Source organism: Georgenia sunbinii, assembly GCF_036421875.1.
GTDB lineage: Bacteria > Actinomycetota > Actinomycetes > Actinomycetales > Actinomycetaceae > Georgenia_B > Georgenia_B sunbinii.
Map to the genome: position 1 here is coordinate 752,989 of NZ_JAZGOL010000001.1, position 18,003 is coordinate 770,991.

The following is an 18,003-nucleotide window of genomic DNA, read 5'->3' on the forward strand; positions in this document are numbered from 1 at the left end:
GGACCTGGGCGCGATGCTCAGCAGCCCCCTCATGCAGCGGGCCCTCATCGCCGCCGTCCTCGTCGGGCTGGCGGCGCCCGTGATGGGTACCTACCTCGTGCAGCGCCGGCTGGCCCTGCTCGGTGACGGCATCGGCCACATGGCGCTCACCGGGGTGGCCGTCGGCTGGCTGGTCGGCGGCGCGATGAGCCTCACGCCGCACGACGCGCTCGCCGTGCCGGGCGCCGTCGTCGCGTCGGTCATCGGCGCCGTCCTCATCGAGGTGGTGCGCGAACGTGGCAAGACCAGCGGCGACGTCGCGCTGGCGCTGCTGTTCTACGGCGGGATCGCCGGCGGCGTGCTGCTCATCGGGCTCGCCGGCGGCACCACCGCCAACCTCACCGGCTACCTGTTCGGCTCCATCGCCACCGTGACGACGACCGACCTCTGGCTGACGGCGGGGCTCGCCGTCGTCGTCCTCGGGGTGGGGCTCGGGCTCCGTCCGGCGCTCTTCGTGCTCTCCCACGACGAGGAGTTCGCCCGTGCCAGCGGGTTGCCGGTCCGGCTGCTCAACATCACGGTCGCGGTGATGGCGGCGCTGACCGTCTCGGTCGCGATGCGGGTGGTCGGCGTGCTGCTCGTGTCGGCGGTGATGATCGTGCCGGTCGCCGCCTCCCAGCTCATCACCCGGTCGTTCCGCGCGACGATGACGCTGGCGATGGTCATCGGGGTCACCGTCTCGGTCAGCGGCCTGACGATCACCTATGCCTACCCGCTCTCCCCCGGCGCGACCATCGTCGTCCTGGCCATCGCGGTGTACGTCGTAGTATCGATCGTCAGCCCGCTGTTCGCGCGGTCGCGACCCGTCGCCGACCCGCACCCGGACATGCAGGACGACGTCAACCTTCGCGAGGAGTCATGAGGCAGCAACGCATGACGCGCCAGCGCACCGCCGTCAGCGACCTGCTCGCACGCACCGACGACTTCCGCAGCGCCCAGCAGATCCACCACATGCTCCGCGACGACGGCGACTCGGTGGCGCTGGCCACCGTCTACCGGACGCTGCAGACCATGGTGGACTCCGGCGAGATCGACATGCTGCGCGCCGACGACGGCGAGTCGCTCTACCGCCGCTGCGAGACCACCAAGCACCACCACCACCTCGTGTGCCGGGTGTGCGGCACCGCGGTGGAGATCAGCGGCGTGGCCGTCGAGGCGTGGGCCGAGGACATGGCCTTGCGGCACGGGTTCACCGCCGTCGAGCACGTGCTCGACCTGTTCGGCCTGTGCCCGGCGTGCTCGGCCGACGCCCCCGACCGCGACCCCAGTGCCTGACTTCCTCACCGGTCTGCCGTTCTGGGTGGTCTTCGGCTTCCTGTTCCTCGGGGCGATGCTGCGCGGCCAGGGCACCTACTGGATCGGGCGGATCGCCACCGAGCAGACGCTGCGCCGCACCCACCCGACGGGTGGTTGGCAGCTGCGCGCGCACCGCGCCCTCAGCAGCCAGGGCACCCAGGCCGGCGTCGCGGCGATCCGCCGGTGGGGGCTGGCGATCGTGCCGATCGCCTACCTCACGGTCGGCTTCCAGACCATGGTGATGGCCGGTGCGGGGGTGCTGCGGATCGCCTGGCCGCTGTTCACGCTGGCCCAGCTGCCCGGGGCGATCGCCTGGGCGGCGATCTACTCCACGGTCGGCTTCGCCATCTGGAACGCCGCGCTCGCCGCCGCCGCCGGCTCCCCCGCCGGCATCATCGCGCTGGTGGTACTGGCCGCGGTCGTCGCCGCCGTCATCATCCGCCACCGCCGACACCGCCGCAGGCCCCGCGCCTAGCGCTTCCCTCCCTCCCCAGGCCCGCCCGCCCTGGACGCCACCAGGCGGCTGACGGCGGGCTTAGGTGGTGCCGGGGATGTCCACCGCGCCGCCGTAGCGGCGGTCGCGGGAGGCGTAGATCTCGACCGCGCGCCACAGGCTGCGGCGGTCGACGTCGGGCCAGTGCTCCTCGAGGAACACCATCTCGGCGTAGGCGGACTGCCACAGCAGGAAGTTCGACGTGCGCTGCTCCCCCGAGGTCCGCAGGAAGAGGTCGACGTCGGGCATGTCCGGCTCGTCGAGGTAGCGGGCGACCGTCCGCTCGGTGACTCGCTCCGGATCGAGCCGGCCGGCGGCGACCTCACGGGCGATCTGCCGCGCGGCGTCGGCGATCTCGGCCCGCCCGCCGTAGTTGACGCACATCGTCAGCGTGCAGACGTCGTTGTCGAAGGTGAGCCGCTCGGCCTCCTCGAGCTCGTTGACCACCGAGCGCCACAGCCGTGGTCGGCGCCCCGCCCACCGCACCCGCACGCCCCACTCGTTCATGACGTCACGGCGGCGGCGCAGCACGTCGCGGTTGAACCCCATGAGGAAGCGGACCTCCTCGGGCGACCGCTTCCAGTTCTCGGTGGAGAAGGCGTACGCCGACACGTGCGTGACACCGATCTCGATCGCGCCGGCGACGACGTCGAGCAGGCTCGCCTCGCCGGCCCGGTGCCCCTCGACACGCGCCAGCCCCCGGGCGTTGGCCCACCGGCCGTTGCCGTCCATGACGATCGCGACATGCTTGGGGACGAACCGCGCGTCGATCTGCGGCACCTGGGCGCCGGAGGGGTGCGGCGGCGGCGGGACCGGGCGACTCACACCCGCTCCACGTGCCGCAGCGACCGCAGCTGGCGCTCGAGGTGGTACTGCAGGTGGGCGGCGACGAGGCCGGACGCCTCCTGCCGGCTGCGCTCCGGGGCTGCCTCGGCCGCGGGCCAGTCGCCCGACAGCAGCGCGCCGAGCAGCTCGAGGGTCTCCCAGGCGGGGGCGGAGGACCCGGGCGGCCGGCAGCGCTGGCACATCGCGCCGCCCTGGGCGACGTGGAACGCGGTGTGCGGGCCGGGCCGCCCGCACTGCGCGCAGCTGTCGAAGCTCGGCGCCCAGCCGGCGACCGCCAGCGACCGCAGCAGGTAGGAGTCGAGCACCAGCGTCGCGGGGTGACGGCGGGTGGCCAACGAGTGCAGCGCGCCGACGAGGAGCAGGAACTGCTGCGGCGCGGGCTCGCCCTCGATCTCGGTGAGCCGCTCCGCGGTCTCCACCATGACCGTGCCTGTCGTGTACAGCGAGTAGTCGAGCCCGAGCTTGCGCCCGTAGGACGCCTGGCTCTCCACCTGGGTGATGATGTCCAGGCTGCGCCCGATGTGCAGCTGGACGTCGATCAGCGAGAACGGCTCGAGCCGCGCCCCGAACTTCGAGGACGTACGGCGCACGCCCTTGGCCACCGCGCGCACCTGACCGTGGGCGCGCGTGAGCAGCGTGATGATGCGGTCTGCCTCACCGAGCTTGTGGGTGCGCAGCACCACGGCCTCGTCCCGGTAGAGCTTCACCCCGGTATTGTCCCCCAGCGCGCCGCCGATGGCCGCCTCGACACGGTTCGTCCCGACGTCGACAATCCTGCTGTCGCTGACAAGTCTGCTGTCGGCGCCAATCCTGCTGTCGCTGACAAGTCTGCTGTCGGCGCGGAGGAGAGGGGCGGGCGCTAGGGGCGGGTGCGGAAGCTGTGGGTCATGAGGCTGAGCTCGGCCATCAGCTCGGGCTGCAGCTCCATGTACTTCGAGGTCATCGTCACCTCGAAGATCGAGCTGGTGCCGTTCGGGAAGAGCGTCGTCACCAGCTGGACGGTGGTGCCCACCCGCCGCTTGAGCCGCGAGATCTCGTTGCGTAGCACGAGCTGCCCCGCGGGCACCTTGACGATCGACTGCTCGCGGTGCTGGAAGACCCGGTCGGTGTCCGGGTCCGCCGACTCGAGGTCGTCGAGGTGCCGGCGGGCGTTGAGCGCCTTGCCGCCGGACAGCGGGCGCAGCCAGTGAGTCATCCGCATGCTCGCCGAGACCGTGCCGGTGGCGGGTTCTGCCGCGCGCAGCCCCACCTGCCGCACGTCGCCATGAACGAGCGCGACCTCCTTCTCGACGACGGCGATCCGCCGGGCCAGGCTGCGCGCAGCACGCGCCGTCGTGGTCGCTGTGTCGGCCAGCTCAGCGGCAGTGACCTCCCCCGGCTCCCAGAAGACCCAACCCTCCGGGACGTCCATCTGCCAGTCGGCGGCGGCGTCCTCCGCCGGCGCCTTGCCATCGGCGTTGACAATCCCGCTCTCGGCGACGATCCCGCTCTCGGCAGTGTCGCGGTGGGGAGGCTTACGGCGTCGTGGCATCAATTCCTCCTCCTACCTCAGCGCGCGGTTGACCGCGGAGATGATCGCCTGGAAGGACGCCGTCGTGATCGACGGGTCGATCCCCACGCCCCACAGCACCTGGCCGTCGACCTCGCACTCGACGTAGGCGGCGGCGCTCGCGTCGCCACCGGTCGACAGCGCGTGCTCGGCGTAGTCGAGCACGTCGACCGACACGCCCAGCTGCCGCAGCGCGGCGGTGAACGCGTCGACGGGACCGTTGCCGGTGGACTCGAGCAGGTGCTCGGTGCCGTTCTCGGCGAGCGTGACGCTCAGCGAGGACACCTCGTCGCCACCGCCGGAGGTCAGCGTCGTGCCCCGCAGCGCGTAGCGGCCCCACCGCTCGAGGTCGGAGCCCTCGGCGACGGGCAGGTACTCGTCGTTGAAGATGTTCCACAGCCGCTCGGCGCTGATCTCCCCGCCGTAGGCGTCGGTGTAGCGCTGGACGATCCCGGAGAACTCGATCTGCAGCCGGCGCGGCAGGTCCAGCGCCCGCGTGCTCGACAGCAGGTAGGCCACCCCGCCCTTGCCGGACTGGGAGTTGACCCGCACGACCGCCTCGTAGTTGCGGCCGACGTCGAACGGGTCCACCGGCAGGTACGGCACGTCCCACGGCACCGCGGTGGCGTCGCCGCCGGCTGCCGCCACCCGCTCCTCGCGCGACGTCAGGCCCTTCTTGATGGCGTCCTGGTGGGAGCCGGAGAAGGCGGTGTAGACGAGGTCACCGCCGTAGGGGTGGCGGGGGTGGACGTCCATCTGGGTGCACTGCTCGACGGTGCGCCGGATGTGGTCGATGTCGGAGAAGTCGATCTGCGGGTCGATGCCCTGGCTGAACAGGTTGAGGCCCAGCGTGACGAGGTCGACGTTCCCGGTGCGCTCGCCGTGGCCGAACAGGCAGCCCTCCACCCGGTCGGCGCCGGCGAGCACCGCCAGCTCGGCGGAGGCGACCCCGGTGCCGCGGTCGTTGTGCGGGTGCACCGACAGCGCGATGAACTCCCGCCGCGACAGGTTGCGGCTCATCCACTCGATCTGGTCGGCGTAGACGTTAGGGGTGATCCGCTCGACGGTCGCGGGCAGGTTGAGGACGATCTCGCGAGACGCGTCGGGCTGCCACACGTCCATCACCGCCTCGCACACCTCGAGGGCGTACTCGATCTCGGTGTCGATGAAGATCTCCGGCGAGTACTCGTAGGAGAACACCGTGTCCGGGTCGAGAATCTTCTCCGCGAAGGCCACGACGTCCCGGGTGCCGGCGACGGCGAGCCCGGTGGTGGCCTCGCGGTCGTTGCGGAACACGATCTCGCGGAACACCGGCGCGGTGGCGTTGTACAGGTGGACGGTGGCGCGCGGCGCGCCGACGAGCGACGTCATGGTGCGCTCGATGAGCTCGGTCCGTGCCTGGGTCAGCACCGAGATGGTGACGTCCTCGGGCACCGCGCCCTCGTCGATGATCGAGCGTACGAAGTCGAAGTCTGTCTGGCTGGCCGCCGGGAAGCCGACCTCGATCTCCTTGTAGCCCATCGCCACGAGGAGGTCGAACATCCGGCGCTTGCGGACCGGGTCCATCGGCTCGATGAGCGACTGGTTGCCGTCGCGCAGGTCGGTCGACAGCCACCGCGGCGCGGCGGTCATCCGGCGGCCGGGCCACTGCCGGTCCGGCAGCTCGATGCCGTTGACGTCGTGGAACGACCGGTACTTGCCGACGGGCATCGCCGAGGGCTGCTGCTGGTTGCTGGGGGTGCGGGTCTTCATCTCTACCTCATCGCTGTGTCGGTGCGCCGGGCACGATCAACTCCGCGACGAGGGGCCGGCTGCTAGTGGACCCCGCCGCGGCAGCGAAGGAGGAGAAGGCTCCGGGTGTGCACGGTCACGACTCTAGCGCACCGCCGCCCGCGGTCGGCAACCGGCGTGTCGCCCGTCGCGCGCCGCGGCCCGGGCTGCAGGGACCGGGGTCCATGGCCCGGCGCCACCCTCAGTGGCCCGGCCCGCCGCCGGGCTTGCCGGCGGGTGCGCGCAGCACGGTGTGCTCGACGTCCTCGGCCGGCTCCCCCACCACGAGGGTCGTCACGCCGAGCACGACGACGTCGCCGTCGGCCAGCGTGGCCGGCTCGCCCGGGGCCAGCGGCCACGGACCGTCGGGGCCGTGGACGACGCTGCCGTTGGTCGAGCCGCGGTCGGTGACCACTACCTCCCCCGGGCCGAGCTGCACGGTCAGGTGGTTCTTGGAGACCTGGGCGTCGTCGACCGCGAGCGTTGCGTCGACCCGTTCGCCGTCCCGCGGCTGCGGCGCGCGGCCGACGATGGTGGTGCCCGGTGCCAGGCGCCGGCCGTCGGCGAGCATCACCGTCGGTACCGGCGCCGCGCCGTCCGCCGGCACAACCGGAACCGGCCGTGCCGCGCCGGGCGCGACGGGCGGAGCCGCGGGCTCCGGGGCCGGGCGCGTCGCCGGCGCGGTCTGCGCCACCGGGTCGGCGCCGGCGAGGGCCGGCGGCGCGGTGTCGGTCGTGGCCGGCGGTGCAGTGTCCGTCGTGGCCGGCGGCGGGGCGGCCAGCGGCGGGGCTGCCAGCGGTGCGGCCGGCGGCGGATCAACCAGCGGTGCGGTGGCCAGCGGCGGGCCGGCCGGCGATGGGCCGTCGGCGGCGGGTCGGGCGGCGTCCCGGCCGCCGACGACGATCGCGCCGGTGGGCATCTGCCCGGTCGCGGCGGATCGGGCCGCGGCGTAGGCGAAGTCCTCGGGCTGGGCGACCCGGTGCATCCGGGCGCGGTGGACCCGACGCAGCCCGCTGGCAGTGAGCGCCGCAGCCACCAGGCTGACGACGGCGATCGTCACGGTGGTCAGCCAGTCGCCGCGGCTCTCGGCGCTGGCGTAGGCGACGGTCACCTCGCCAAGGTCGAGCAGCGCGCGGACAACGGCGGCAACGCCGAGACCCCCGGTGAGGAGTGCGGCGAGGGTCCGGGGCAGCAGGGGTGGCCGCCACAGCTCACCGGCGCCGTCACGGCGGTCGGCGCTGCGGACCTGCTCGTGCAGCTGCTCGGTCTGCGGCGAGACACCGGCGGCGTGGACGAGGCCGCCGTCGTCGCGGATGACCGTGGCCAACCCCCACCAGCTGGCGATCGCCCGGGCCACGGCGGAGCCGGTGGCGGTCACGACCAGGCCCAGCCCGCTCGCCAGCAGCAGCAGAGCGACCGCGACGAGGGACGCCGGGTTGCCGTCCGCGGCGAGCGCACGGCCGGCGACGACGCCGGCGCCGATCCCGGCCGCCCATGCCAGCACGCCGATGCCCAGTCGCAGCCAGGAGGCGTACACCGGGACGAGCACGCCGAGCGCCTCGCGCCGGCGCAGCATCATGGCGCCGTGGGTGAGCCAGTCCTGGTACCTCACCCCCGGCGGGAGCCAGCGTTTTGCCTCGGCGGGGAGCAGGTTCATCAGGCCACCTCGTAGGACCCGCGAGAGGGGTCCGCGGGAGTCGCGACCGATCGTACCTGCAGCCGGGCACCCCCCAGGTGCAGGGTTGCTGGTGCCGCCACCGGCGTCTCCAGCCAGGGCCGGCAGCGCACGAGGGTGCCGGCAGCGTCCTCGACGAGGGTGCCGTTGGTCGATGCCCGGTCCACGACCAGCAGACCGTCCTCGCCGAGCACGAGCGCCGCATGGGTCTTGCTCACCGTGCGCTCGCTGAGGACGGCGTAGTCGTCGATGGCCACGTCCTGCGGGCGGCGGGCGGGCTGCCGGCCGACGAGCGTGACGCCGGGCCGGAGCCCGGTCCCGTCCGGCAGGACGACGGCGGTGGTGACCGCTGGCGCACCTTGCACCGGTACACCTGCCTCGGTGAGCACCGGCGGTCCGGTGGGCAGCGTGGGGCGGCGGCGCAGGTCGATCTCGACGGTCGGCGGCGCGCGGCGCTCAGCCGGCGCGGCCTCGGGTGCCGGTGCACCGCCGGAGACTGCCGGTGGTAGCCAGAGCGCCGGCCCGGAGGGCCGGCTGAACGTCACCGTCGGTCGCTGCCACGCGGCGTCGGCGAGTCGCCCGATACCGCCGAGCAGCGCGATCGCGGCCACCGCGGTCGCCATGGTCACCAGGCCGAGGAACGCGACCGCGCCCGGGGCGGAACCGCCGGCGAGGGCGAGCGAGGCCCGCTCCGACCGTGGCACCCCCCCTACTGCCGCCGGCAGCACCAGCAGCATCACGGCAGCGGGGGCCGCGACGGCGAGCAGCGTGAGGCCGCCGAGCACCGCCCGGCGAACCACGGCCCGGCGCAGCCGGTGGGCGTCCACCGCGGCGGGCGTCGGCGCGGGGACGCGCAGCCAGCGGGCGGCCGCCCGTGCGACGGTTCGCCCCGCACGCAGCACCGACCAGCCGAGCCAGCCGCCGAGCGCGAGCACGAGGACTCCGGCGGCGAGCACCACCCCGGAGGTGACGCTTCCCCAGGAGGCGCGGGCGGTGACCGCGAGGACGGCGACCGCGCCGCCCGCGGCGACCGCCAGCCAGGCGAGTGCACCGACGGCCAGCCGGACCGGCGAGCGATACTCGTCAGCGAGCACGTCGAGGGCCTCGTGCCGCAGCGAGACCAGCCCGCTGTGCGGTGCCTGCCCGCCGCCCGGCGGCTCGCCGGTCACCTCCGGCCCCAGGTATGGCCACACCGCGCGCGAGATCAACCTGCTGCCGCGCACCCGGTGCCCTCCTCCTGCTCGACGGCTCTCTGCCGATCTCCATTCCTACCCTGCGGCCTCCGCCGGTGTCGCCTCGCACCCATGGGGAGAACTCCCCTGCCTCAGCCGACGAGGGGGAGCTGGACACGGCGCACCCGCGCCCGGTCGACGACGATCCCCCGGCCCACCGGGAACTCGGCTCGAGACAGCCGTGGGAACGGCGTCCGGAACAGCAGGTCGCCCTCGACCTGGTCAGGCTGCAGCGCCAGCCCCCGCCGACCGCCGCGCAGCTCGGCGACGAGCGGCCACGACGAGCTCCAGGTGGCGGTCTCGCTCTCCCCGATGACCAGGTGCTCGTTGCGCCTGGCCGCCCTCACCAGCTCGACCAGCGGCAGGTCGGCCGCCGAGCCGAGGAAGTCCGTGAGCGACTCGATGACGACGACGGTGCCGACCTCCCCCTCGGCCGGGGGCACCGCCAGCTCGGCGCCGATGGTGGCGGCCAGCGCAGCGACGTCGGTCACGCCGGTCGCGGCCGCGTGCCAGAGGTCGAGCCGGGGCAGCACCGAACGACGCGCTCCCAGGTAGACCAGACGCGCGTCGGGGTGGGCACGGCGGACGGCGGTGGCCAGCCAGCGCAGTGCCGCGGTGCGCCCGGACTGCGCCGGGCCGGCGAGCAGGAAGGTGCCCACCGGGTCGAAGCCGATCGGCTCCAGGGTGTCGTCGGCGACGCCGAGCACCGGCCGCGACGCCACCAGCGGTGGCACCTCGTCGGCCGCCACCAGCTCGGGCAGCCGCCGCACCGCGGGCGCCGCTGGTACGCCGTCGCGGCGCAACCCGTCGGCGAGCTCCTCGATCGCCCGCACCTGCCTGACGAGGTTGGCGGCGCCGCCCGGCACCGCGACCTGCATCTCGAGCCCGTCGGCGGTCAGCGCGCGGCCGGGCGGCGACGACTCGTCGAGCACGTCCCGCGGGACGCCGAGGAGGGCGTAGCCGTCCGGGTCGGCCTGCCGCAGCACGATCCGGCGGGGCAGGCTGCCGGCGACGGCAGCCGGCACCGTCCCCGCGCGGTCGGCGCTGATCGCGACGTGCACACCCACGCCGCGGCCGTCGACGAGCAGGCGGCGGAACGTCTGGAACCAGGCCAGCCGGGCGGCGGTGCCTTCCCACTCCGCCCGGAAGGCCCCGAAGCCGTCGAGGAGGACGAGGATCCGGGCCTCGTCAGGCTGCTCGGCGTTGGTCCGGTACTCGGTGATGGTGCCGGCGCGGGCCCGTGCGTAGCGGCCGGACCGTTCCTCGACGGTGTCGCGCAGCCGGCGCAGCAGCCGCTGCACCCGCTCGACGTCCTCGCCGTCGATGACCGCCCCCACGTGGGGCAGCGCGTCCAGCGCGGCGAGCCCGCCGGCGGCGAAGTCCAGGCCGTAGACCTGTACCGGTCCGCCGTCCGGGGTGGTGCCGGCAGCGGCCGCCAGCGTGCGCAGCGCCGTCGACTTCCCCGAGCCGCCGGCACCGTAGAGCACGATGTTGCCGTCGACGTCGGGGCGGTAGTGGGTGGTCAGCTGACGCTGCCGGGCGGGGTCGTCGACCACGCCCAGCACGAGCGCGGAGTCGGTGGCCGGCCCGAGGGTGGCGAGGTCGATCACCGGCGGCAGCGTGGGGAGCCACGGCCGGCGCGGCGCAGGCACACGCGCGGTGCGGGCGGCGGCGCTGACCGAGTCGACGATCCGGCGCACGTCGGTGGGCCCGACGTCGTACGGCGGTGCGGCGGCCACCGGCCCGCGTGCCTCCCAGCGGGTGCCGGCGCCCATCACGAGCGTCTCGACGTCGACCCGGGGCCGCGGCGCCGCCGTCGTCGTGCGCCCGCCGGCGTAGCCGGTCTGGAACATCGTCACCCGGCCCGGGCCGGTGCGGACCGCGCCACGGCCCGGGACTGCCGGGTCGAAGGCTGCGGCGAGCGGCAGCCCGAGGACATCGAGCGAGTCGGCCTCGTCGTTCATCCGTAACGCGACCCGGAGGTTGGTGTTGGCGCGCAGGTTGTCCCGGATGACGCCGGCGGGCCGCTGGGTGGCGAGCACGAGGTGCAGCCCGAGCGAGCGGCCGCGCTGGGCCACGTCGACGACGCCGTCGACGAACTCCGGCACCTCGGTGGCCAGCGCCGCGAACTCGTCGACGACGACGACGAGGCTCGGCGGGCACTGCGGGTCACCGGTGCGCTCGAGGGCGAGAAGGTCCTTGGCCCCCTTGCGGTCGAGCAGCCGCTCGCGATGCTGGAGCTCGGCGCGCAGGGAGGTCAGTGCCCGGCGCACGAGGTGCGGGGACAGGTCGGTGACCAGCCCGACGGTGTGCGGCAGGTCGAGGCAGTCGGCGAACGCGGCGCCGCCCTTGTAGTCGACGAACAAGAACGTCACTCGGTCGGGACTGTGCGCCACCGCCATGCCGAGCACCCAGGACTGGAGGAACTCGCTCTTGCCGGCACCGGTGGTGCCGCCGACCAGCGCGTGCGGGCCTTGGGTGCGCAGGTCGAGGGTGACCGTCCCGCCGGCACCACGGCCGACGACGGCGCGCAGGTGGGCGTCATGGCGGCGCGCCGGCGCGCTGCCGCCGCGGGGCATGAGGGAGCCCGTCTCCTGCCAGCTCGCCAGCACCCGCGCCGGTCCCTCGGCACACTCCGGGCCCACGAGCGCGAGGAACGACTCCCGGCCGGGCAGGTCGGCGGCGTCGTCGACGGGCGCCCCGGCGTCGCCGACGGCGGCGAGGTGCCGGGCGAGCGCAGCGACCGCGGTGGCGTCCAACGCGTCGCAGACCAGCGGCTGCACGGTCTCGCCCCGCTGCACGTAGCCGGCGCGGGCCGCGTCCGCGCCGGTAGCGTCCGCGCCGGTGGCGACCGCGACGAAGGTCCGGCACACCGCGGGCAGCCGCGCGACCGACGGCGCGCACCACACGGCGTGGACCCCGACCGCCGGGCCGTCCTCGGCGATCCGCACGAGCCGGCCACGCTCCACCGGGGCATCGTCCTCGACGACCAGCACGACGGCCGGCAGCGTGGCCGGCCCCCGGCCCAGCGCCACGCCCCGGCGGGCGTCGAGCAGCCCCTCGACCCGGGAGACCAGCTGCGCCACCCCGGCCCGGTCGGAGCCGAGGTGGGCGCCGTTCAGCGGTGACTGGGGCGAGGCGGTGTGCGGCAGCCACCTCGCCCACGCCCACCGCGGCGCGCTGGCCGCGGACGTCACGACAGCAAGCACCACCTCGGCCGGCGAGTGCAGCACGACGAGCTGGGCCACGACCGCCCGGGCGACGTCGTCGGTCACCGGCCGCGGGCCGGCGACGCCGAGCGCGCCGCTGCTGCGCAGCCTCGCGGTGGCGGGCACCGCGTCCACCGTGCCGAACTCCTCGCGCAGCGCGAGGACGAGGTCCCACTGCGCGGGCAGGGCGCTGCCACGGCGCGGCAGGACGACGGTGTCCCGCGAGGGCAGCGTCGCGAGCCCGAGGCGCAGCTCGAGGAACTCCTCGTGCTCGGGGCGGCGCGTCCACAGCAGCGGCCCGAGCGCGAAGGCGGCGTCGTGCAGCTCGGTGACCGACGGCGACCCCGCCAGCCGGGCGCGACGCTCCTGCTCCCGGGCGACGGCACGTTCCGCGCGCATCTGGTCGACCGCCGCAGCGAACTGCGCGACGGCGGCACGGTGCTCGCGGCGGCCCGTCACCCGCCGGTCGACATAGCTGCCGAGGACCATCAGCGGCATCATCGCCAGCAGGACGAGCCCGAGCCAGCCGCGGCCCGCCGCGTACATCACCGGCGCCATCAGCGCGGGGACGAGCAGCATGACGACGGGGAACCGGCTCGGCGGTGGTGGCTCCGGCGGCTCTGGCGCCTCGTGCTCCTGCCCCGCGTAACCGGCCGTCACCCGCGGGGACCGGTTGAACTCCACCTGGGCAGCCTCCCCCGCCGCATGGCGGCCCGTGGCCGTGCGCGTCACCCGGAGGGTGGTGTCACCCAGCGTGACGGTGTCCTGCGGCGCCAGCACCGCGCGCTGCACCGGGCCGTCACCGAGCAGCAGCCCGTTCGAGCTGCGCAGGTCGACGATCTCCACGGCGTCGCCGACGGCGAGCCGGGCGTGCTCCTGGGAGACCGTCGGGTCGGTCAGCCGCACCTGGCAGTCGCGGCCGCGGCCGATGACCGCGGTGCCCTGCGGCAGCAGCAGCGACGTCCCGGCGTCCGGCCCCTCGAGGACGGTGAGGCGGGCAGCCGCCGGTACCGGCCCTTGGGCTGGCTCCTCTCCGCCCGGCAGCGCCACCGAGACGACCGACCCGGACCGGACGCTCTGCCCGGCCAGCGCTCCCGCGGGGAGCAGCCGACCGGTGGCAGCCGGGCCGCCGGGACGGTCGTGCACCCGCAGCGTCAGCTCCGCCGCCCCGGCCAGCGCCGGCGCCGTGCCCCGCGGGTCGTCGTGCGCCAGTGCGCCGGCGAGGTCGGCGACCGTCGCCGCGGCGTCGGCGGTGATGGCGAGGTCGATCGGATCGGCGTCGCTGCATACCAGCGTGAGCCTGACCCGCATCCGTCACCGTCCCTTGCGCAACGACCTCACCGAGATTCGCGAGCGTAGCCACCGGCGCCGACCGACCGCCTGCTTGAGGCGACCGACTGTGGATTCCACGTGCTGCCAGTAGCCCTGGGCGGCAGCGTCGTCGGGGACGACCGGCCCGAACACCCCGGCGTCGGCGTGCGCGGCGAGCGAGCCGGTGTCCACCGCGCTGACGTCCACCGCGGGTCGCTGCCGCGGCCGCTGCCGGCGGCCGACGGCGCGGCCCCCGGCCAGCGCCGCCTCCAGCTCCCGGGCCTCCTCGTGCCGCGTGGTCGCCGCGGACAGCGGCAGCCCGAGGTCCCGGGCGTGGTCGACGACCTCGTCCCAGCCGCCCGCCACCCGGACCGACGTCGTGCCGCGGCGCCGTCGCCGGCGCCGGCGCAGCACCTTGACGAGCAGGATGATGGCGATCGGGATGAGGATGAGCAGGAGCGGTACTGCCACGGCCGCGGCGATGATGAGCCGGTAGTCGGCCGCCGGGTCCTCCTCGATCTCCTCCTCCTCGGCCTCGACGTCGTCACGGTCCATCGGCGGCGCGTCGGGCGGCTCCTGGGCCGGCGGCGGTGGCTGGAGTACCTGCGGCTGGGGCCGGTCCTGCGGGGTGGGGTCCTCGTACTGCGGGATGCGGTCCTCGTCCGGCGTCGGGTAGAACGCCACCCAGCCGTGGTCCTCGAAGGCGATCTCCACCCAGCTGGTGACGTCGTCGCCGGTGACCTGCGTGGGGCCGGTGGCGGCGGCGTCCTGCGGGACGAAACCCATGACCACCCGGGTCGGCAGGCCGACGGCCCGGCCGAGCAGGCCCATGACGGCGGCGTACTGCTCCTCGTCGCCGATCATCAGCTCGTCGGTGAACATCGTCGCGAGCCGGGCGGCGCCGTGCCCGGCGAGCGACGGGGCATCCCCCTCGAGCCCGTGGGAGTAGAAGCCGGAGCGCAGCTCGCCGACGATCGCCTCGACCCGCGCCAGCGGCGAGCTCGCCGAGGCCACCATCGCGGAGGACTCGCCGACGACCAGCTCGGGGACCCCGGTGGGCTCGGGCAGCGCGACGCTGGCCAGCGGGGCGCCCTCGAGCGCGCTGGCCGGCGGCTCGGGCTCGGCGGTGGCGGTGAGCGTGTAGCGGTCGCCCTCGCGCAGGCCGGTGGTGAGGATGCCGGTCGCCGACGCCCGGTTGAAGTAGAGGTTGCGGCGCTGCTCGAGTGCGTCGTCGCCGTGGAAGGCGATGTCGTAGGTTCGGCCGACCGTGGGCAGCCACACGCCCTGGTACTCCCCCACCTCGATCTCGACCTCGACGGCGGTCGCCGGGACGGTGGCCTCGACGCGCTCGCCCAGGCGGGCGAAGGTGCCCGAGCCGGCGGCGCCGCCCTTGTCGCTGCTGGCCACCGCCCAGGTGGTGCCGTCGTAGGCGTCCATGCTCGCCAGCCGCACCGGGGTGCCGGCGGGCAGGTCGTGCACGGTGAGGACGGTGTCCTCGCGGTGGTCCTTGAGGTAGGCGCGGAAGCCGGCGAGCGGGCTGGGGTAGTCGTGCGGGTCCAGCGGCGGCTCGATGATCTCGCGAAGCACGGTCCGGGGCGTGTCGCCGGGGGCGAGCAGGCCGACGCCGGTGCCGCCGAGCGCGGCGACGGCGACGAGGATCGCGACGGCGACCGGACGGCCGCGCTGCAGCCGGCCGGTGCGCCAGGCCGCCCACAGCAGCCCGCCGAGACCGGCGACGAGCGCGAGCGGCAGCGCGAGGACCGGGCGGACCGTGCCGAGCAGGATGGCCGCGGCCAGGACGACAGCGGGCAGCAGCAGCGCCCACGCGGCGCGGCGGGTCCGCACCGAGATCGTCACCGAGACGAGGGAGGCGACCAGTGCGAGCAGGTACGGCGCGGCCAGCGTGTTCCCGGTGGCGCCGAGCGGCGGGGCGATCGTCACGACCTGCTTCCACACCGTCACCGCGCCGCTCCCCACAGCGCCGATCGTCGCCGGGGTGGGGACCACGCCGGCCAGCGCCGTGGAGGGCGCGGCGAGCGAGGAGCCGACCACCACGGCGCCGAGCATCGCGGCCAGCACGGTGAGCGTGGACCACCGGCGCCAGGCGCCGAGGGTGGCGACCGCGGTGCCGAGCAGCACGCCGCCGACGGCCGCGGCCACCAGGCGTCCGGAGGCGTACACCGGCAGCAGCGGCACGAGGGCGAGGAGCACGAGCACGGCTGGCACGACGACGTCGAGCCAGCGGCTGCGCAGCAGCTGGAGGTAGCTCATCGGCGCTCCGCCCGCCGGAAGCCGCGGCGCAGCTCGTCGAGCGAGCCGATGGTCACCACGGTGACGACACCGACGGTGTGGACCGCGGTCTCGGCGCCGGGCACGATCTGCACCGCGAACGCTCGGGTGTCCACCGCCAGCACCGCGCCGGCGGCCCGCAGGTCCGCCGGGCTCACCGTGGAGCCGCAGACGAGCACGACCATCGAGGCCCGCTCGACCTCGGCGGTGACCTGCCGGGCCATGGTCAGCAGCGTCCCGGGGCCCTTGGCGAGGTCGAGCCGGGTGAGGACGTCGAGGTACTGGCCGGCCGAGGTCGACCGCAGCGTCTCGTGGCTGGTGAGGGTGGTGAGGTCCTGGTCCTCGCGCATCGCGGCGAGGGCCAGCGAGCCGAGGGTGGAGACCGCGACCTCGAACTCGTCGCCGTCACCGTAGTCGTGGATGCTGCTCGACAGCCCGACGACGAGGTGGGAGCGCCGTGACTCCTCGAACTGCCGGATCATCAGCTTCCCGGTGCGCGCGGACGTGCGCCAGTGCACGTAGCGCCGGTCGTCCCCGGGGACGTACTCACGCAGCGCGTGGAAGGACAGGTCGGCGTTGGTGATCTCGCGGGTGGCCTTGCCCTCGAGGTCGTGCACGAAGCCGGCGGCGGTGGAGGTCAGCCGCACCGTGCGGGGGTGGACGTAGAGCTCCTGCGACTCCCCCCAGGACACCCCGCGCCGCATCAGCCCGAGCGGGTCGCCGCGCACCGTGCGGACCGGGCCGACATCGATGACGCTGCGGCGCGAGGTGGGGATCGCGAAGATCTCCTCGTGCGACCCGCCGCCGGCCATCGCGGGCAGCTGGAAGCCGACCTCGGTGCGCCCGACGGTCAGCTCGACCCGCGCCGGCAGGACGGGGTGGGCGGCGGTGTTGCTCACCGTGACCCCGGCCATCGCCCGGTCCCCGACGACCACGCGCCGGTCGCTCAGCGCCAGCGCCACCTCGTAGGGGTGGCGTCCGAGGGTGAACACCGCCGCCGCCACGAACGTCGTCACCAGCGAGGCGCCGAGGACGACGAGCTCGAGCCAGCCGAGCCGGCTGCCCAGCACCCAGGCGACGACGCCGACGACGAGCACCGCCCACCCGGCGACGCTCACCGCGCGCAGCGTCCGGGTGATGCCGGCGCGGGGCCCGCGGGTACGGTCGATGAGGGTCTGCAGCGCGCTGGTCTCGACCAGGTGCTCCTGGATCGCGCTACGGGCCCTGGCGGTGGTGGTCGGGGCGGTCATGTCCTACTGGTCGCCGCCGCGTCGCGTCGGCGGATCGATCTCGGCGAGCACCGCCCGCAGCGCGCCCGCGGCGGTCGCGCCCTCGTACTCCGCCTCGGCGTCGAGCACGAGCCGGTGGGCCAGCACCGGCTCGGCGAGGTCCTTGATGTCGTCGGGGACGACGTAGTTGCGGGCGTGGGCGGCGGCCCACGTCTTCGCGGCCCGGATGAGGGAGATCGCGCCACGGACGCTGGCACCGATGGTCACGCCGGGCGCGCGACGGGTCTCGGCGACGATCCGCGAGACATAGTCGAGGACGGCGGGGTCGACGTGGACGGTACCGGCGAGCTCGATCATCTCCACGACGGCATCGCCGGTGATGATCGGGGTGACCGCAGCGGCGCGGTCACGCACCGCTGCGGCGGCGAGGATGCTCACCGTGGCGTCGTGGTCGGGGTAGCCGACCGAGGTCTTCATGAGGAACCGGTCGAGCTGTGCCTCGGGCAGCCGGTAGGTGCCGGCCTGCTCGATGGGGTTCTGGGTGGCGAGCACGATGAACGGCCGGCCGACGCTGTGGGTGACGCCGTCGAAGGTCACCCGTCCCTCCTCCATCACCTCGAGGAGCGCCGACTGCGTCTTGGGCGAGGCCCGGTTGATCTCGTCGGCGAGCACCACCGAGGCGAAGATCGGGCCCTGGTGGAACTCGAAGCGCTGGGTCTTGGGGTCGAGGATCGACACGCCGGTGACGTCCGAGGGCAGCAGGTCCGGGGTGAACTGGATCCGCGAGCTCTTGGCGTGCACCGCGGCGGCCAGCGACCGGGCGAGCTGGGTCTTGCCGGTGCCCGGGAAGTCCTCGAGCAGCAGGTGCCCGCCGCTGAGCATGGTGGTCACCACGAGCCGGATGACCCCGGCCTTGCCGACCACGGCCTGGCCGACCGCGGCGACGAGCTTCTCGAAGGTGTCGGAGAACCACACCGCCTGCTCGGGCGTCATCGTGGTCTGCTGCTCGGTGGTGGTCATGCGTTCTCCGTGGTTGTGGGGCGAGCGGTCGGGTGGGTCGGCGGG

13 protein-coding genes are annotated in these 18,003 nt (G+C 74.6%); 3 read left to right on the plus strand and 10 right to left on the minus strand.

Translation table 11 applies throughout. The features are described 5' to 3' along the window. Positions 1-13 precede the first annotated feature (13 nt). From V2J52_RS03635 to V2J52_RS03645, 3 genes are read left to right on the plus strand one after another with little or no spacing between them, the layout of a single operon-like run. Complete coding sequence (locus V2J52_RS03635; protein ID WP_331226494.1) at positions 14-901, plus strand: metal ABC transporter permease; 888 nt, start codon at positions 14-16, stop codon at positions 899-901. Then, positions 898-1,314, plus strand: coding sequence for a Fur family transcriptional regulator (locus V2J52_RS03640; protein WP_331226289.1), 417 nt, complete (start codon positions 898-900; stop codon positions 1,312-1,314). Before V2J52_RS03635 ends, V2J52_RS03640 begins: the two co-directional genes overlap by 4 nt. After that, positions 1,307-1,810, plus strand: a complete 504-nt coding sequence (locus V2J52_RS03645) for a DedA family protein (RefSeq protein ID WP_331226290.1) — start codon at positions 1,307-1,309, stop codon at positions 1,808-1,810. Before V2J52_RS03640 ends, V2J52_RS03645 begins: the two co-directional genes overlap by 8 nt. A gap of 60 nt (positions 1,811-1,870) precedes the next feature. Here V2J52_RS03645 and V2J52_RS03650 read toward each other — a convergent pair whose 3' ends face one another. From V2J52_RS03650 to V2J52_RS03695, 10 genes are all read right to left on the minus strand, one after another. Continuing rightward, positions 1,871-2,653: an isoprenyl transferase gene (locus tag V2J52_RS03650; RefSeq protein ID WP_331226291.1), complete on the minus strand. Its 783-nt coding sequence runs from the start codon at positions 2,651-2,653 to the stop codon at positions 1,871-1,873. Further along, on the minus strand, positions 2,650-3,381 hold the full coding sequence (recO, locus tag V2J52_RS03655) for a DNA repair protein RecO (protein WP_331226292.1): 732 nt from the start codon (positions 3,379-3,381) through the stop codon (positions 2,650-2,652). The genes V2J52_RS03650 and recO overlap by 4 nt, the downstream gene beginning before the upstream one ends. A 152-nt stretch (positions 3,382-3,533) precedes the next feature. After that, positions 3,534-4,205: a hypothetical protein gene (locus V2J52_RS03660; RefSeq protein ID WP_331226293.1), complete on the minus strand. Its 672-nt coding sequence runs from the start codon at positions 4,203-4,205 to the stop codon at positions 3,534-3,536. Positions 4,206-4,217: 12 nt separating this feature from the next. Next, positions 4,218-5,975, minus strand: a complete 1,758-nt coding sequence (leuA, locus tag V2J52_RS03665) for a 2-isopropylmalate synthase (RefSeq protein ID WP_331226294.1) — start codon at positions 5,973-5,975, stop codon at positions 4,218-4,220. Between the two features lie 220 nt (positions 5,976-6,195). Further along, positions 6,196-7,650, minus strand: coding sequence for an FHA domain-containing protein (locus V2J52_RS03670; protein ID WP_331226295.1), 1,455 nt, complete (start codon positions 7,648-7,650; stop codon positions 6,196-6,198). Continuing rightward, entirely contained in the window at positions 7,650-8,891 is a 1,242-nt protein-coding gene (locus V2J52_RS03675; protein ID WP_331226296.1) for an FHA domain-containing protein, read from the minus strand. Before V2J52_RS03675 ends, V2J52_RS03670 begins: the two co-directional genes overlap by 1 nt. 101 nt (positions 8,892-8,992) lie before the next feature. Then, positions 8,993-13,420 carry a type VII secretion EssC family protein gene (locus V2J52_RS03680; protein WP_331226297.1) on the minus strand — a complete coding sequence of 1,476 codons (4,428 nt, stop codon included), beginning with the start codon at positions 13,418-13,420 and terminating at the stop codon, positions 8,993-8,995. A gap of 3 nt (positions 13,421-13,423) precedes the next feature. Beyond that, complete coding sequence (locus tag V2J52_RS03685; protein WP_331226298.1) at positions 13,424-15,691, minus strand: transglutaminaseTgpA domain-containing protein; 2,268 nt, start codon at positions 15,689-15,691, stop codon at positions 13,424-13,426. Continuing rightward, positions 15,688-16,959, minus strand: a complete 1,272-nt coding sequence (locus V2J52_RS03690; protein WP_331226299.1) for a DUF58 domain-containing protein — start codon at positions 16,957-16,959, stop codon at positions 15,688-15,690. The genes V2J52_RS03685 and V2J52_RS03690 overlap by 4 nt, the downstream gene beginning before the upstream one ends. A gap of 3 nt (positions 16,960-16,962) precedes the next feature. Next, positions 16,963-17,958: an AAA family ATPase gene (locus tag V2J52_RS03695; protein WP_331226300.1), complete on the minus strand. Its 996-nt coding sequence runs from the start codon at positions 17,956-17,958 to the stop codon at positions 16,963-16,965. Positions 17,959-18,003: the final 45 nt, after the last annotated feature.

Coding starts and splice junctions, on each gene's coding strand:
- V2J52_RS03635 (WP_331226494.1), top strand. CDS start 14: ATGCTCAGCAGCCCCCTCATGCAGCGGGCCCTCATCGCCGCCGTCCTC.
- V2J52_RS03640 (WP_331226289.1), top strand. CDS start 898: ATGAGGCAGCAACGCATGACGCGCCAGCGCACCGCCGTCAGCGACCTG.
- V2J52_RS03660 (WP_331226293.1), bottom strand. CDS start 4,205: ATGCCACGACGCCGTAAGCCTCCCCACCGCGACACTGCCGAGAGCGGG.
- leuA (WP_331226294.1), bottom strand. CDS start 5,975: ATGAAGACCCGCACCCCCAGCAACCAGCAGCAGCCCTCGGCGATGCCC.
- V2J52_RS03670 (WP_331226295.1), bottom strand. CDS start 7,650: ATGAACCTGCTCCCCGCCGAGGCAAAACGCTGGCTCCCGCCGGGGGTG.
- V2J52_RS03680 (WP_331226297.1), bottom strand. CDS start 13,420: ATGCGGGTCAGGCTCACGCTGGTATGCAGCGACGCCGATCCGATCGAC.
- V2J52_RS03685 (WP_331226298.1), bottom strand. CDS start 15,691: ATGAGCTACCTCCAGCTGCTGCGCAGCCGCTGGCTCGACGTCGTCGTG.
- V2J52_RS03690 (WP_331226299.1), bottom strand. CDS start 16,959: ATGACCGCCCCGACCACCACCGCCAGGGCCCGTAGCGCGATCCAGGAG.
- V2J52_RS03695 (WP_331226300.1), bottom strand. CDS start 17,958: ATGACCACCACCGAGCAGCAGACCACGATGACGCCCGAGCAGGCGGTG.